9 protein-coding genes are annotated in these 17,632 nt (G+C 38.6%); all 9 read left to right on the top strand.

Translation table 11 applies throughout. From position 1 onward, the window contains the following. Positions 1–96: 96 nt before the first annotated feature. The 9 genes from D1164_RS01795 (at position 97) to D1164_RS01835 (ending at position 17,622) form a co-directional block, all read left to right on the top strand. Positions 97–3,513: a TonB-dependent receptor gene (locus D1164_RS01795; RefSeq protein ID WP_119348207.1), complete on the top strand. Its 3,417-nt coding sequence runs from the start codon at positions 97–99 to the stop codon at positions 3,511–3,513. 13 nt (positions 3,514–3,526) lie between these two features. Next, positions 3,527–5,233: a RagB/SusD family nutrient uptake outer membrane protein gene (locus D1164_RS01800; protein ID WP_119348208.1), complete on the top strand. Its 1,707-nt coding sequence runs from the start codon at positions 3,527–3,529 to the stop codon at positions 5,231–5,233. 137 nt (positions 5,234–5,370) lie between these two features. Continuing rightward, a complete protein-coding gene (locus D1164_RS01805; RefSeq protein ID WP_172594300.1) occupies positions 5,371–8,835 on the top strand; it encodes a TonB-dependent receptor in 3,465 nt (1,154 codons plus the stop codon). A gap of 132 nt (positions 8,836–8,967) precedes the next feature. After that, positions 8,968–10,782, top strand: coding sequence for a RagB/SusD family nutrient uptake outer membrane protein (locus tag D1164_RS01810; RefSeq protein WP_172594301.1), 1,815 nt, complete (start codon positions 8,968–8,970; stop codon positions 10,780–10,782). Between the two features lie 29 nt (positions 10,783–10,811). Continuing rightward, the gene (locus D1164_RS01815; RefSeq protein ID WP_119348211.1) at positions 10,812–11,456 is read left to right on the top strand and encodes a hypothetical protein; all 645 of its coding nucleotides are present in this window, start codon (positions 10,812–10,814) and stop codon (positions 11,454–11,456) included. 158 nt (positions 11,457–11,614) lie between these two features. Continuing rightward, positions 11,615–12,934 carry a polysaccharide pyruvyl transferase family protein gene (locus tag D1164_RS01820; RefSeq protein ID WP_119348212.1) on the top strand — a complete coding sequence of 440 codons (1,320 nt, stop codon included), beginning with the start codon at positions 11,615–11,617 and terminating at the stop codon, positions 12,932–12,934. Positions 12,935–12,978: 44 nt separating this feature from the next. After that, positions 12,979–14,394 carry a DUF1593 domain-containing protein gene (locus tag D1164_RS01825; protein WP_119348213.1) on the top strand — a complete coding sequence of 472 codons (1,416 nt, stop codon included), beginning with the start codon at positions 12,979–12,981 and terminating at the stop codon, positions 14,392–14,394. A gap of 51 nt (positions 14,395–14,445) precedes the next feature. Continuing rightward, on the top strand, positions 14,446–16,299 hold the full coding sequence (locus D1164_RS01830; protein WP_172594302.1) for an FAD-dependent oxidoreductase: 1,854 nt from the start codon (positions 14,446–14,448) through the stop codon (positions 16,297–16,299). A 72-nt stretch (positions 16,300–16,371) separates the two neighbouring features. Beyond that, positions 16,372–17,622: a glycoside hydrolase family 88/105 protein gene (locus tag D1164_RS01835; protein WP_119348215.1), complete on the top strand. Its 1,251-nt coding sequence runs from the start codon at positions 16,372–16,374 to the stop codon at positions 17,620–17,622. Positions 17,623–17,632: the final 10 nt, after the last annotated feature.

A 17,632-nucleotide genomic window follows, 5' to 3' on the forward strand; every position in this document is an offset into this window, starting at 1 on the left:
AAAAAGCGGAAAATGCTCCAACATTTTCCGCCTGTGATCAATCAAAAATGATAGCAGGAAGGGCTATCACAGTTAAAAACTAATCGTTTCAAAATTATGAAAAAATTTAAAACAAAGCCGGGAATAGTATTTTATATTCCCTTAAAGAAAGTGTTGCTTATGACAAAGTTGACAATGTTTCTTTTACTCCTGGGGCTCTTACAGGTGTCTGCCGAGAGCTATTCACAAACAGCAAAATTGAGAATAAAGATGGAAAATGTTCCTATCGTCGAAGTTTTTGACGAGATAGAGCGGCTTAGTCAGTTTCGTTTTTTTTATGATAACGACCTGGTAGATTTATCTGAGAATGTGTCGGTAGATGCTGAAGGGGAATCTATTGCAGACATTCTGGATAAAGTTTTCCGGAATAAGGAACTCGATTATGAAATTTTGGACCGGTTTATCCTGGTTAAATCTCCGAATGATAGAGAGATATTATCTGTAAAGGACAACTTCACTCAACAACAGCAAACAGTTTCAGGCAAGGTTACCGATTCCGGCGGACAACCACTGCCCGGTGTAACAGTCGTGGTTAAAGGTACTACGGAAGGTATAGTGACCAATGCCGATGGAGTATATACACTTACTAATATTTCAGGGAATGCTACGCTGGTATTTTCGTTTGTGGGGATGAAAACTCAGGAGGTGGTTGTTGGAGACCAAACAACTGTTAATATAACAATGGAGGAAGAGACGATTGGGTTGGAAGAGGTTATTGCAATTGGCTATGGAAGTGTGAAAAAGAAAGATTTAACCGGTGCCGTGGGATCGGTTACAGGCGATATTATTTCTAAAAGGCAAACTACCAATATAGCTAACTCTCTACAAGGTGCAATATCTGGAATAATGGTAACCAGAACTAATGATGCACCAGGTGCTGAAGCGACAATAAGGATTAGGGGTATTACAACTTTAAGCTCAAATAACCCTTTGATAATCATGGATGGGATTCCAGTAAGCAGTATTAATGATATCAACCCAAATGATGTAGAAAGTATCTCAGTGTTAAAGGATGCAGCATCTGCTTCGATTTATGGTGCAAGAGCTGCTGCAGGGGTGATTCTGGTTACAACAAAACGAGCGAGTTCAGACGAACTGGCTCTTAATTATAATTTTGAGTACGGTATAAAAAAACCAACCACTTTGGCAGAATATGCTGATGGTGTCCGATATATGCAAATGGTCAATGAATTAACATGGAATGATCTTGGCAACGGTTCCAACGATGAATATTCAGTCTTTGAAAAAGATCTTATTGACGATTATGGTACCTTGAATGCTTCCGATCCTAATCATTACCCCGAAACGAACTGGACTGATTTGATTTTAAGTAATAATTCACCATCGCAGTCACATCTGTTGAGCTTGTCTGGAGGGAGTAATGTCGTAAAAACAAAAGCCTCTTTAGGTTATGATAATACAGAGGCTTTGTATGAAGGGGCTTCATACGAACGGTTAACCTTACGTGTAAATAATGATTTCGTAATAAATCCTTTCCTTGCAGCTTCGCTAGACGTTTTTGTTAAACGTGAAAAATATGATAACCCGGTAATTGAGCCTTTATATCGTTTAAACTCTGCACCAATTTTTGCCGCCGAATGGTCAGATGGCCGTATAGCTGAAGGGAAGAGCGGAGAAAATGTTTATGGTCTGCTAAAGTATGGGGGATTTCGTGAAAAATACAATAACCAGCTAGGAGGTAAGGTAAGGCTCGATTTTAGTCCATTTGATGACTTAAAAATATCAGGGACCGTTTCCCGGATATTTAATGACCACGAGAATAAGACGTTTAAAAAGTATATACCCTATTATTCTGCGGATGATCCCACCATCTTGCTTGGCAATATTGATCGTGCAGACAGAACTTCATTAGCTGAAATCAGGACGAACGATAAAAACATGGTATTACAGTTCTCTGCAAATTATTTAAAAGATTTCGGAGAGCATAGCCTAAATGTAATGACAGGTTACGAAAGTTACAGCTATTTCTTTCAGGACCTTAATGCTTCAAGTGACTATATGGCAATGACATCATTCCCTTACCTTGACGTGGGTAATGATAACTACCGTTTTAATAGAGGAGGTGCCTATGAAAATGCTTACCGTTCTTATTTTGCTCGTTTAATGTATAATTTCAAAAGTAAATACCTTATACAGGGAAATGCCCGTTACGATGGATCGAGCCGTTTTCATAAGGACCACAGATGGGGGCTGTTCCCTTCATTATCTGCCGGCTGGGTAATGTCTGAGGAGTCCTTTCTAGAGGATTCACCATTTTTGTCATTTCTGAAACTAAGAGCATCATATGGAATGCTAGGAAATGAAAGGATTGGAAATTATCCTTATCAGTCGACAATGGTCTATGGTAATACAGAATTTTATCAGGGGACAAACGTGATTAGTGAAATTACGGCAGCCCAGGACAGGTATGTTATCGAGGATATTACATGGGAAACCACTAAAACACTCGACATTGGATTAGATGCGAATTTGTTTGACAACAGGCTTAGGTTTACAGCCGATTATTATGAAAAAACAACCAGCGATATGTTGCTGGCTATAGAGATCCCTGATTTTATGGGATCTGGTAACCCTGAAAATAATACCGGCACGATGTATACCAAAGGATGGGAAACAAATCTGGAGTGGAACGGTGCATTTGGTGATTGGAATTACAGCGTTTCGTTTAACCTTTCCGACTCAAAAACAAAAATTGGAGACTTGGGAGGAACCCAATTTTTAGGTGATCAAGTTAAAATGGAGGGTAGCGAGTTCAATGAATGGTATGGCTACCTGTCAGATGGGATCTTCCAAACTGAAGATGAGGTTGCCAGTTCTCCATTGTTATCATCGAGCAGCAAACCTGGCGATATTAAATACAAAGATATTAGCGGTCCTAATGGTGAACCTGATGGAATAATTTCGGCAGAATATGACCGTAAATTACTGGGTGGTTCCTTGCCTAGATATTTGTTTGGGGGAAACATTAATTTGAACTATAAGAATTTTGATTTTTTGCTAGTCTATCAGGGTGTTGGGAAACAGAAGGCTAGGATGTACGAAAACATGGTTAGGCCGTATATCGAAAGGTGGATGAATATGCCTATGTTTATCGATGGTCAATACTGGAGCAAATACAATACTGATGAAGAGAACCAAAAAACTAAGTACCCAAGATTAACGGATGTAAATCAGGGGAATAATTATCAAATGTCTGATTTTTGGTTGTTTAACGGAGCTTATCTTAGAGTAAAAAATATAACATTAGGTTATACAGTACCTGAAAGTATAACTTCTAAAATTAGCGTGAAATCCCTACGAATTTATTCGAGTGTTTCTGATTTGTTTTCGATACATAAGTATCCAAAAGGATGGGATCCGGAACATAAAATAACTGATAACAATATTTTAAGCAGTCTCTCTGCTTACCCAATCACTAGTTCTTTAATATTTGGTGTTTCAGTAAAATTTTAAAAACCAATAAATTATGAAAATTAAAATATTATTAATTATATCAGGATTTATTTTTTTTACAGCATGTAACGAGTTAGATCTGAATCCACTTTCTGAAGGATCCAGTGAAAACTGGTTTTCCAATGAACAGGAAATTAACATGTCACTAAACGATTTATACGGGTATACCTATTGGGGGGGGAAACATAAATATTTAAAGCGTAAAGAGGAATATACTGATGACTGGACATACAGGAATGCAGTTAGTGATGTATTAAACGGCAGTATTGACGGAACCAGCGACTTTGTAATTGAAAAGTGGCAAAGTTGCTATAAGGGAATTGCGCATGCAAATACTATTATCGAAAACCTTGAAGACCCCAAAGTGTCGTTGTCAGAGGATTTGATAAACAGATATTTAGGGGAAGCCCGTTTTGTACGGGCCGCCCAGTATGCTGAATTAATTTCGTATTTTGGAGATGTGGTGTTTGTCACCAAACAACTGGATATTGATGAAGCATTTGCAATGGGAAGGACATCAAAAGAGACTATCTTGGAAAGTATATATGAAGACTATGATTTTGCAATTCAATATTTACCGGTTAGTTACAGTAGTTCACAACCCCGCAGGGCAACCAAAGGAGCAGCGTTAGCTATGAAAGCACGTATTGCTTTGTATAATCAGGATTGGGCTTTAGCACGCGATGCCGCAAAAGCCTGTATGGATTTAGGCGTATATTCTCTCCACTCAAATTTTGCAGAATTTTTTTATAGTGAAACAAAGGAATCGCCTGAATCTATTTTCAGGATACCTAGCTCCACTGAATTTGGAAGTGATGTTTATATAAAGAATTGGAAAACCCGGAATTCAGGAGGGACAGCAGCCAGGGAACCCTCCTGGGATCTTTTCTTTTCTTTCCTTTGCATTGACGGACTTCCCATCCACGAGTCACCATTGTTTGATCCTCAAAATCCTTTTGAAAACCGTGACCCAAGATGTGCAGTAACATTTGCTGAATTTAATAAACCGTATTTGGGGATAATGTATAGTCCTCATCCTGATTCTTTAACTGTCATGAATTTTAACACGGGGCAGAGGATACCAAACAACGATACAAGGTCGGTTATAGGGTGGGCTGCATACCATGGAATGGTTTTGAAAAAATTTGTCTCTGATGCCTGGAAAGATGTTTCCTGGGTTAAATTAGATAATGTGGTTATGCGGTATGCAGATGTGCTATTGATGTATGCGGAAGCAAAGGTTGAATTAGATGAGATCGATGCATCCATGTTGAATGCTATTAATATGGTACGGGCTAGGGCTTACGGTGTGGATGTATCTGCGACATCAGAATATCCTGCCGTTACCAATGAAGGGCAGTCACGTGTGAGGAAGATTGTCCGTACAGAAAGGCGGATGGAATTAGCTTGGGAAGGCCTGCGTTATATGGATATTTTGCGTTGGGGTATAGCAGAACAAGTGCTGAACTTCGAGACATACGGAATGCTTAATGTTCCTGAGTTATATGAGAAAGTTATAAATAAAGGATTGTGGTTTTTCCCGGAAGTACCGGAGATGGACGAAGAAAATTGGTTCCCAGTCTTTGAACCTACCTATAATAAAGGATTGATTAGAATTCTTTCGACGCGGGAGTTTGACCCTGCAAAACATTACCTGTGGCCAATTCCATCAAAAGAAATACTTATTAACGAAAATCTTGATCAAAATCCAAATTATTAATAAAGAAAGAACCGCAAATCATTGAAATAAAAAACCGGGAAGTGTTACCGCACTGCCCGGGTATTATTTTGAAATACGCTCAAGGTGAGCATAAGTCAAACGTAAAAACATTCAAATTTATGAAAAAAAAGTTATCAATGAGATGGCTATTGGACGGATATGTCCTATACCACAAAATCTTATTAATTATTAAATTCACATTGTTTCTGTTCTTTTTGGCAATTTTTCAATCACTGGCAACAAATAGTTATAGCTTGTCAACCAAAGTGTCTTTGGAATTTAAGAATAAAAGAATTATAGAAGTCTTAAATGTCATTGAGGACAAAACAGAGTATCATTTTTTCTATAACGATCAATTGATCGATGCAGACAGGTCTGTTTCGTTTCAATGCTCAAATGAAAACATTGAGACTGTACTGGATTATATTTTTAAGGATACGGGTGTTAGTTATCAGATTAAAGACAGGCAAATATTATTGACTAACCAGGTTTCTTTAAATTTAGATATTTCAGGTAAGATTGTTAATCAATCAGGTGAACCAATCCCTGGTGTAACAATTATTATTAAAGGAACTACACAAGGTACTACTACCAATAGCGAAGGGAATTACACACTTTCAAATATTCCTTCCGATGCCATTCTTGTTTTTTCTTTTGTGGGGATGAAAACGCAGGAAATACCTGTAGCCGGTAAGGTAAAAATTGATGTTACAATGGCTGAAGAAACCATAGGGCTTGAAGAGGTTGTAGCTGTAGGATATGGAACTGTGAGAAGAAAAGATATAACTGGTTCAGTATCCTCAGTAAATGGAGGTGCATTAAAGGATATTCCGGTAACATCAGCAGCCCAGGCTATTATCGGGCGAATGCCAGGGGTACAGGTAACCAAAACTGAGGGCTCACCTGATGCTGAAATTAAGATAAGAGTGAGGGGCGGAGGTTCTATCACCCAAGACAATTCCCCCCTTTATATTGTTGATGGCTTCCCGGTTGCAGACATTAATGATATTGCCCCAACAGATATCGAATCAATAGATGTCTTAAAAGATGCATCTTCAACGGCAATATATGGAGCCCGGGGGGCAAATGGTGTTATTCTTGTTACTACAAAAAGTGGTTTTGAAAGTTCAGGTAAAGTAAGTTATAATACTTATGCCGGTTTCAAGTCGATAACCAAAACACTGGATGTACTTGACCCATACGAGTATGTTTTTTGGCAGTATGAGATAGCCAGTGAGAGCGAAGTTTTTGAAAAGTATTTTGGTGATTACAGAGATATTAATCTGTATAAGCAAATGGATGGTGCGGATTGGCAGAATACAATCTTCGGTGAAACCGGGACAAGTATGTATCACAACCTATCGGTGTCAGGAGGAGGAAAAATATCAAAATACAACATTAGCCTGACCAGAAATGATGAAGAAGAAATCATGACCGGATCAGGGTATTCACGAACAAATTTATCGGTAAAGACATCCCACAATATAAATAACTGGTTGACTATTGACCTAAATACCCGCTTATCCGATTACTATTTAAAAGGTGCTGGTACTTCTTCAAACAGCCGTTTGGCTCATGCTGTCCAATTTCGGCCGATTGATGGGTTGTCGAGTTTTATTGATGAAGGAGAAGATTATGAGATATCCAGTAACTACATCCTGAATCCATTGGATCAAACAAACGATGACTACCGCAGGTCGAAAAGATTAAGATTCGATTATAATGGAGCCGCTACAATCAAGTTGTCAAAGAACCTGAAATATCGGTTAGACTATGGCAATAGATATGAAGAAAGAACCAATAAACGCTTTTATGGAATCAAAACATCGAATGTTTTAAATTATGGTTCGCAGCCGATGGCCAGCATTGAAAAACTAAGTATCAACAGTTATCGCATAGCGAATACATTAACTTATAATAAAAGAGATTTCATTCCGGGGAACAACCTGACCGTAATGCTTGGACAGGAGTTGAACTATTATAAATCAGAATCAATATTGTCATCTGCAAAATATTTTCCAAAATATATTGATAAAATCAGTGCCCTGAGCATGATGAGTTTAGGTACAGCCGACCCGATCGAAACATCTGATAATCCGGCGTCAAAAATAGCATCATTCTTCGGCCGGATCAATTTTGATCACAAAGGGAAATATCTCGCTTCAGCTACATTTCGTGCCGATGGTTCAAGTAAATTTGCACCTGGCAACCAGTGGGGGTATTTCCCTTCATTTGCTTTTGCCTGGCGATTGTCGGACGAAAAATTTATGACATTTACAAACAACTGGCTAAGCGACATGAAACTCCGGGCCAGTTATGGACAAGCGGGTAATAACAGGATATACGACGATGCCTGGAAAAAAACATTTAGTACAATGGCAAAATACCTGATGCTGGAGGGCAATGAGACTACACTGACCCCATATATTGTTCCTAATTCTATACTCTCAAATCCTGAACTTAAATGGGAAACAACCATTACCAGGAATCTGGGACTTGATTTTGGTTTATTCGATCAACGTTTATCGGGCTCTTTTGAGCTATATAAGAATACCACCCAGGATTTGTTAATGAAAGCTACGATACCGTCCAGTTCAGGGTATTCAATTCAATGGCAAAACGTCGGACAAACCTCCAACAAGGGAATTGAGTTTGCTTTAAATGCATCCATTATTGAGAAAAAAGACTTCCGGTTGTCAATGTCGTTCAATATCGCATTTAATAAAAACAGGATTGACAAATTGGGTGAAATGGAAAGATGGCAGGAAACCTCTGGGTGGACCTCCAATGATGGACCTACCGAAGATTACCTAATCGAAGAAGGAGGAAAAGTTGGCTTGATGTATGGATATGAAACAGAAGGAATGTACTCATTTGAGGACTTTGACTATGTTGACGGAAATTACATCTTAAAGGAAGGAGTTTCAGATAACAGTGATTTAATTGGAGCGGTAAGATTTTGGCCGGGAGCCTTAAAGCTAAAGGACCAGAATGGCGATCTTCTTGTTGACGCTGCAAATGATAAAGTAATTATTGGTGATGCAAACCCCAAACATACTGGTGGGCTCAACCTTATGGCTCAATTTAAGGGAATCGATTTCTCTGCATTTTTTAATTGGGTATATGGTAATGACATTTACAATGCAAATAAACTATATTTCACTACCTATTTGTCAGCAAGAAAATATAAAAGCCTTTTAGGTTTTATGAATTCTGAAAACAGATTTATATATGCTGATAAGGCAACAGGCGAATATGTAAGAGATCCTGCCCAGTTGGCTGAAATCAATCAAAATGCAACAATGTGGTCGGCTGGAATGGCTCGTGCCCCGCTTCATTCTTGGGCTATTGAAGATGGCTCCTTTTTACGGCTGAATAATATAACCATTGGCTATACTGTTCCTCAGAAGGTTATTAATAAGTTGCATCTTAATAAGCTACGATTATATGCTACCGCCTATAACCTTTGGACATGGACTAACTACTCAGGATACGACCCTGAGGTTGATACAAGGCGGTCAACCCCTTTGACCCCAGGTATAGATTGGTGTGCATACCCCAGAAGCAGATCATTCAATATTGGGTTAAATGTGGAATTTTAAAAAATATGTTATGAGGCGAGCATGTAAGGCGCTTATGCCCTTGAGAATGATTAAAATACATGCGAGTTCCCTGTCTGACCGCACAAGCCGGGCATGCATGCTATACCTTTAAAAACAAACAATTTTAATAGTATGAAAAAAAATATAAAAATTATTGTATTCGCATTATTGATAATCGGTTCAAGTATCTCGTGCGAAGACTATTTGGAAACGGATTCTAATTCAACTTTTACCGAGGAAACAGCATTCTCTAATCTGGATTTTGCCACCAAAGCAGTATTTGGTATTTATGGCAATATTACCTCCTATTACATGTACACCTATCATCTGGGGCTTTTTTATAAATGCGACACAGATATAGAACTATCATTGTCTGAAGATAACGGCTCAAACAGGTCATTAGCTCATTACGCAGGAACAGAAGGTTCTACCGGATTAGATAGAGTCTGGAACCTTATGTACCAAACCATTGAAAGGGCTAACATTTGTATTGATAATTTACCCCAAAGTCCGATTTGGGAAGGAGAATATTCTGATGAAGCTCATCGCTTATATGGCGAAGCTGTTACATTAAGGGCCTTATTATATTATGAACTGGTTAATCTTTGGGGCGATGTGCCTTTCAAAGTTAAATCAACACAGGATGGAGATGACTATTATCTGCCAAAAACAGATCGGGATCTTATTTATGAGCATCTCATTCAGGATTTGGCTGACGTGGAAGAATATGTTCCCTGGATGACAGTTACCGGAACTGCAGAACGAGTAAACCGGGCATTTGTAAAAGGCTTACGGGCTCGCATGGCTTTATCTTACGCCGGGTATTCACTTCGTAACACAAGTTTTGAGACCAGGCGTGGCAGATATTGGGAAGATTATTACAAAATTGCAAACGAAGAGTGCCGCGAAATTATGGAAAGTGGGAAGCATACTCTAAATCCTGATTTTGAAAATATCTTTAAAACAATTCATGCATACAGCCAGGATTTAACATATAAAGAAGTGCTTTTCGAAGTTCCTTATGGACGCACATATAGCGGAAGGGTTGCATATAGTATTGGAATGAAGCATCGTTCAAATGATACAAAATATGGAAAAGCCGCAGCGGAAATCTGTGTGGCGCCCAATTATTTCTATTCATTTAACAGAAATGACATAAGGCGAGATGTTTCAGTAGCACTATTTGATTACAATAATAGCAAAAATGTAGGGAAACAATATTTGTTACCATATAATAAAGCCGATTATTACAAACCTACAAAATGGCGTAGGTCATGGATTGATCCGGCACTTGGCGGGGGAGCGAGTAAAGTTTCCTACACAGGCGTAAATTGGCCTCTAATGCGTTATGCGGATGTAATATTAATGTTTGCTGAATCTGAAAATGAAATGAATGGCCCTACACCGGCAGCCAAAAGTGCATTGTCGTTGGTACGACAAAGAGCTTTCTCCGAAGGAGATTGGGCAACAGATGTTGTAAATTATGTTGATTCTGTATCTACAAACAAAGAATCTTTTTTTAACGCTATTGTTGATGAAAGAGCCTGGGAATTTGGTGGAGAAATGCTGCGTAAGTATGACCTGGTGAGATGGAACCTGTTAGGCACCAAATTAGATGAGATGCAAGAAGATTGCCAAAAACTAATAAATGGCGACCCAAAATACGCTCATGTACCAACCTATATCTATTGGAAATACTTAGATGATAATGAAACGATAGAAATTCTAAATCCGGATTATGAGATGCCATCTTCCGTTTCAGTGGAAGGATATACTAAGAGTAGTTGGATTCCCAAGATGAGTGATAGTCATAAAAGCACCTATACCTATAGGATGAGTATAGCTGCGCATGGATATGATAGGACAAAAAACAACCACTTGTATCCGATTCACTCAGACGTTCTGTCGGCAAGTAACGGGATGTTAACCAACGACCAGATTCCATAATTTAAATTTCAGAAAAAAATCCTACTAAAATGAAAAGAATATCATATCATATCATTCTGCAGATAATGTTGATATTTTCAACATTATTGTTCAATGTCTCATGCGATGAGGAAGAAATTGTCGACAATACACCAGACCAACTGTTTCGCCCTGTAACGCTCAGCGCTTATGTCAACGAAGCAAGCGTAACGTTCTCTTGGGTTCCCATTGCCAATGCAACCTATCAGTTGGAAGTTAGCAGAGACAGCTTGCTATTTCAACAAGATTTACAAGTCTTTAATATTGACGAAGGAGAAGAAATTTTAAGCGTTGAAAATTTATGGAGTAATTCATTGTATTCGGCTCGAATCAAGGCTGTTAGTGTAGATGAGGCTGTAAAGGATTCGGAGTACAAACAGATCACCTTTACAACCGGAACCGAAAATATATTTTATGGTGTTACCGATGAAGATGTGGGAACTGATTATGTATTGCTGAAATGGAAAATAGGGAAGGAAGTTTCTCATATTGTTGTCTCAGGTAATGGGGCCAATGATGTTACTATTCCGTTAAACGCTTCTGATGTTTCAGCCTTACAAAAACGGATAGAGGGGCTCAACAGTGAAACACAGTATATTTTTAAAATTTATCTGGGAGAAATGCTCCGGGGTACAATATCCGTAACTACAAATTAGGATAAAATATCGAAGGTAATTAGTAAATGGGATCGAGATGAAAGGGGAATAATTAATTTCTCCTTTCATCTCAAACATATCATGAACCGCTTTTGAAGTAGTTTCTACCTAATTGGCAATTCAGCTGGTTCATATATCCAGCATATTAAAATAATATTATGCACAGAAGACAATATTTAAGGACAATAGCTCTTTCTCTGGGAGGATTGGCTTGTACACATAACATATTTGCAAAATCATTGTATTCAAATAACAAAAAGAAAACTATCCTGCTTGTTTCAGGACGGCAGTTTTCGAACATTGGAGATGTTGGGCATGTTACCGGCATTCTGAATCTACTAAATATCTATTTACCTGAAGCAAAGATTATCCTTTGGCCAAGAATTAGCAAAATTGATGATTTTGATAATCTCATTCATAAGTTTTGGCCGGATGTACAAATTATCCATTCGAAGCTGAGAGATAAAAATGGCAAAATTGACAACAGAAACGGACTGCCAGATAATGAAGATGTTTATAGAGCAGCTGAAGCAGCGGATCTCTTTATTGCCGGATCGGGAGGCGGAATAATGGAAGGTGCCCGCTGGCTTGCTGAAAACTATAAAAAACCATATGGCGCATACGGTGTTACCATCGAATATAATCCTACCGGGGCAATTAAAAAGATGCTTGACGAAGCCTCCTTCATCTTTACGCGGGATACCAGCTCATTAGAGTTTTTAAAGAATACACGGTGCAAGGAAATAGGTTTTGCCCCCGATTCTACTTTCGCTTCAACTATTGAAGATGATATAAAAGCGTCGCAATTTATGTCTGAAAATGGCCTGGAATACAAGAAATTTATATGCGTTGTCCCCAGGCTTCGTAAAACGCCCTATTATAAAATTCCACCCAGCCTGAGGAGTTTCTCAGAACCATGGACTGACGAAAAAATCGAAGAGGTCGACACGCTAAACAATAAATACAAAGAACAAGACCATGCAAAAGTTCGGGAGGCAATGATAACCTGGATACGACGAACAGGCAACCAGGTTTTATTATGTCCTGAGATGATTCACAACATGGACTTATATAATGAACTCCTATATGATCCATTGCCTGACGATGTCAAAAAGAAGGTTGTTAAAAAAGAAGATTTTTGGAAAACAGATGAAGCAACAACAGTATATAAAAATGCGACTGCTGTTATCAGCCTCGAATGTCATTCTCCAATACTTGCTCTGGGACAGGGAACACCGGCTTTTTATGTAAGGCAGCCTGAAGACACGATTAAGGGACAAATGTATTACGATATTGGCCTTGCTGACTGGGTGTTTGAAATAGAAGAAACCAAAGGAGAAGATATTTCTAACCGGTTAATGGAGGTTTATAATGATTATTCTGGTGCGAAATTAAAAGTCGAAGCGGCAATGGACTATGTTCGAAAAGTGCAATGGGATACAATGTCTTTTATCCGCAAGCAAATAGGTTTAGCTTAATAAATAATTCTTGGAAATGAGAGCAAATCATTTAGTTTCTTATCATGAGAATAGTTGAAGGATATCGATTTGTAAGAAATAAATATTTCTTTTTATTGTTTATTCAAGTCATACTTTTTGCGTCAGTCTTAAATTATAGTTGTAAAAACAATAATAAAGTTCATAAGGAAGAATTAGAAGGACTTCAGGAAAAAACAAAAACCAGAGTTATTGTTACTACTGATGGAGAGGGAGATGACCGCATGTCTCTGGTTCGTTTTCTTCTATATACCAACGAGTTTGATGTGAAAGGGTTAATCCGGTCAAGTTCTAAATTTCATTGGAAAGGAAGAGGAGATGTTCCTGGATACAAATGGAAAGACGATGCCTGGATTGAAAATCATATTGAAGCTTATGCCTGTGTTTATCCGAATCTTCTACTTCACGATGAAAACTATCAGTCGCCTGAAGAGTTGAAAAAACAGGTTCTTACAGGAAATATTGATTTGCCGGGAGACATGGAATTTGAAACGCCTGGATCTAATCACATTGCCGATGTTTTACTTGACCCTGATACTTCTGCAATCTGGCTTCAGGCATGGGGTGGTTCCAATACGATTGCGCGTGCGTTAAAAACAATTGAAGAAAAATATCCGGAACGTAAAACAGAAGTTTCCCGAAAGGCGAGGTTATTTCTTATTATGTTTCAGGATAGTACGTATCATAGTTACATCCGGCATAGCTGGCCGGAGTTGACGGTTATTGTCAGCACGGCTTTTGAAAGTATCGGGTATCCCTGGCGAAAAAGGGTCCCGGAAGAATTACAGCAATATTACAAAGGAACATGGATGAATAAAAGCATCCTTTTTAATCATGGTGAGCTTTGCAATATTTATAAAGAACGGTTATATAAGCCAAACAGGCGTACTGGTGATTTTATTTCAGAGGGCGATTCTCCTTCCTTTATGCATGAAATACAAAACGGTCTTTCCAATACCGAAAATCCTTCGTGGGGAGGCTGGGGTGGCCGGTTTAAGAGAGAAGGTGGACTCTGGGTGAGCGCATTTGATGATAATGACAAATTCAAAACCATCTATCGTTGGATACCTGCATTCCAAAATGATTTTGCAGCAAAAGCCGATTGGTGTATAATGAGTTATGATTCTGCCAATCATCATCCTGTTGTTAAAATTTCCAGCAAAGAAAATTTAATTGAGAAGTCCGGGAAGAAGGTAATAATTGATGCCAGTATGTCTGAAGATCCTGACGGAGACAATTTGTCGTTCTACTGGTGGCAATATATTGATGCGGGAACATACAAAGAGACTATTTCTTTAAAAGGATCAAAAGAGGCAATAGTCAGTTTTTTGTTGCCACATGATATAAGAGAGGGAGAAACGATTCATATTATATGTGAAATTACCGATGATGGTATTCCTGCTTTAACCCGGTATAAACGAATTGTAATCACCTGTGGATAAATATCACAAACAATTTATCTGTCAAATCATCAACAATTAATGAAAAATAGTATGAAAAAAATAATTTTATTAGCAGTCACCTTTATTTTTTGTGCAAGTGCATCTACACAAATCATTTTTCTGGAAACGGAAAAGTTTGAAGATAAAGGCGGATGGGTTATTGACCCATTATTTATAGATCAAATGGGATCACCGTTCCTTTTGGCACATGGGATTGGAAAACCAGTAGATGATGCAAAAACAGTCATTGAGATTAATGAGCCGGGCGATTATTCCGTTTGGGTACGAACCCGTAACTGGAATGCAGACTGGGACGAGTCGCAGTCCCCCGGACGTTATCAGATACTTTTTAATGGTAAGCCTTTGCCAAATGAATTTGGGATTGCCCCGTCGAAATGGGGGTGGATCAATGGAGGCAGCATTTATCTTGATCAAGAAGATGTCGAAATACGGCTTCATGATTTAACTGGCTTCGATGGTCGGTGCGATGCAATTATTTTAACTAAGGATAAATATTTTGTCCCATCAAATGACAATGAAGAACTGACAAAACTAAGAGAAGCATTGCTGGGGGCACAAACGATTGACGAAGGAGATTTTGATCTTGTTGTGGTAGGAGCCGGGTTAGCCGGATTGACTACTGCTTTATCTGCTGCAAGGCTTGGTGTAAAAACTGCCCTGGTACATAACCGTCCTATCGTGGGGGGAAATAATAGCAGCGAAATAAATATTGTTATTCAAGGGGGTATCTGTTTGCCTCCCTATAAAAATATTGGTAAAGTTGTTGCCGAAATAGGGAACGTTTACGATAAGCATGACTACGTGATCAGTGCTATTAAAAACGAACCTAATATAAAGTTATTTCTGAACATGCATGGCAATGGTGTTGAGATGGATGGAACTAAGATTAAATCCGTTTTGGCAACGAACATCCTGACGGCAGACAGGCATAAATTCAAATGTAAGTATGTTGCTGATTGTACGGGAGACGGGGCTATTGGATTCCTTGCTGGAGCTGAATACCGAATAGGGAGGGAACCCAGAAGGGAATTCGGAGAAGTGCTGGCGCCAGAGGAACCAAGTAGCTTAAGTTATGGCTCAACTGTGAAATGGAATGCAACCAAAACAAAAAAACAGGAAGGGTTTCCTGTAACTCCATGGGCGCTTCAGTTTTCTGAAGTAACTGTTCAATATGCCACCAGTTATGACTGGGACTGGGAAACAGGCTTTAGGTATAACCAGATTGAAGATTTCGAATACATTCGTGACTATTTCTTACGCGTAATTTATGGAAACTGGTCATACATAAAGAATTTCAGTAAACGCAAAGAAGATTATAAAGATTATGATCTTACCTATGTTTCTTTTGTCCCCGGCAAACGTGAATCCCGCAGGCTAATTGGCGATGTGATTTTTACCCAACAGGACATCGAAGGCGAGTATGTGAAATATGATGATGCGTTCGTGAAGGGAACTTATTCAATTGACCAGCATTTTCCTCATCCCGAAAATACAGTCCAGTTCCCGGGCGAGGAATTCCGGTCGATACAGAAGCATTGTTATAACCCTTTAGGTCCAACAGAACCCAAAATTCCTGGTGTTAATATTAATAATCCATATTTAATACCTTACCGTTGCCTTTATTCTAAAAATATTAACAACTTGTTTATGGCCGGGCGCGATATTTCTGTAAGCCATATTGCCCTTACTTCAACACGCTTGCAGGGAGCTACTGGTATGATGGGCGAAATTGTGGGAATGGCAAGTTCCGTATGTGTTAAAAACGAATGTTCTCCCCGGGAAGTTTATACCCTCCATCTCTCCAAGCTTAAAAAACTGGTACAACAAGGAATTATGATTCCCAATGTTCCTGAAAACGTAAAATTTGTTCCTGAATGGCATTAATTCAATTTACCATGCAGAATAGCTGCAACAAAGAAAGAGTCAAATATTTTTTAAGTTTTTAATCTGACCATTATGAATCGAGTTAAAATAAACAGGAATATTAAAACAGGCAGCACTTTCCTTTTTTTCTTGCTATATATAAACACACTGGTTGCTCAACCTACTTCCAGTATTATTGAGAAGGTTGCCGATAATATTATAGAAAACACATCCTACAAAATAGTTAACAAGAAAACGAAAGAACTTTATTCCAATTCGCATAACTTGCCTTTATCGCCTGATTATAAAGTTGAAAGTCCATATAATCAATGGGAATACTGGAACGGGGTACTGGCAATTGCAATGATACGGTTGAGCGAAGTAACCGGAGATATGAAATATCAGCAATACGCCCTTAATAATTACAAATTCATTTTCGATAACCTGGAATATTTTGGTAAACAGTATGAAGCAAATTATAAATGGACTTCTTTCCATCAATATTTCCGTTTGTCAAAATTGGATGACTGTGGCGCCATGGCTGCCGGGCTATGCGATGTATGGCAGTACGATAAAGACATCCGCTATATGCCCTATCTGGATCGGGCTGCTAATTATATTTTAAACGACGAGAAACGTCTTGATGACAGTACTTTTGTTCGTGATTTTCCGCGAGAGATGACTCTTTGGGCTGATGATCTTTATATGAGTGTACCTTTCCTTGCACGTATGTATAAAATCACAAATGATTTTAAATATCTTGACATTGCGATAACCCAGATTAAAAACTTCAGGAAATACCTGTATAATGAGAACAACGGCTTGTATTACCATTGTTGGTACAACGACAACCAACAAAATGGGGTTGCCCATTGGGGGCGTTGTAATGGCTGGGTGATAATGGCAGAAGTAGAGCTATTAAAATTAATGCCTGAAGAGCACCCTGATAAAAAGAAAATTATAGAGATATTGGAAGACCAGATTATCGGAATATCAAGGCATCAGGACTATACAGGTATGTGGCATCAGCTTATCAACAGAGCCGATTCATACCTGGAAAGTTCTGCTACTGCAATGTTTGTTTACGGAATTGCCACGGCTGTCAATAATGGATGGATTGATCCATCTTATGCAAGTATTGCTCAAAATGGGTGGGATGGCCTTTGCAAAAAAATCACTGAAACAGGAGAAGTAGAAGATATTTGTGTCGGAACCGGAATAAAGGATAACATCAGATTCTATTACGACAGGCCTGCAAAATTAAATGATATACATGGGTTAGGGGCTGTAATCCTTGCGGGTTCAGAAATTTATCTAATGGAAAAATTGTTGAAGGAGCAATGAAAAGAAAACT

It is taken from the genome of Mariniphaga sediminis (assembly GCF_003573545.1).
GTDB lineage: Bacteria > Bacteroidota > Bacteroidia > Bacteroidales > Prolixibacteraceae > Mariniphaga > Mariniphaga sediminis.

Excerpts from the sequence above, each read along its gene's own strand:
- D1164_RS01795 (WP_119348207.1), top strand. The coding sequence starts at position 97 with ATGAAAAAATTTAAAACAAAGCCGGGAATAGTATTTTATATTCCCTTA.
- D1164_RS01800 (WP_119348208.1), top strand. The coding sequence starts at position 3,527 with ATGAAAATTAAAATATTATTAATTATATCAGGATTTATTTTTTTTACA.
- D1164_RS01805 (WP_172594300.1), top strand. The coding sequence starts at position 5,371 with ATGAGATGGCTATTGGACGGATATGTCCTATACCACAAAATCTTATTA.
- D1164_RS01810 (WP_172594301.1), top strand. The coding sequence starts at position 8,968 with ATGAAAAAAAATATAAAAATTATTGTATTCGCATTATTGATAATCGGT.
- D1164_RS01815 (WP_119348211.1), top strand. The coding sequence starts at position 10,812 with ATGAAAAGAATATCATATCATATCATTCTGCAGATAATGTTGATATTT.
- D1164_RS01820 (WP_119348212.1), top strand. The coding sequence starts at position 11,615 with ATGCACAGAAGACAATATTTAAGGACAATAGCTCTTTCTCTGGGAGGA.
- D1164_RS01825 (WP_119348213.1), top strand. The coding sequence starts at position 12,979 with ATGAGAATAGTTGAAGGATATCGATTTGTAAGAAATAAATATTTCTTT.
- D1164_RS01830 (WP_172594302.1), top strand. The coding sequence starts at position 14,446 with ATGAAAAAAATAATTTTATTAGCAGTCACCTTTATTTTTTGTGCAAGT.
- D1164_RS01835 (WP_119348215.1), top strand. The coding sequence starts at position 16,372 with ATGAATCGAGTTAAAATAAACAGGAATATTAAAACAGGCAGCACTTTC.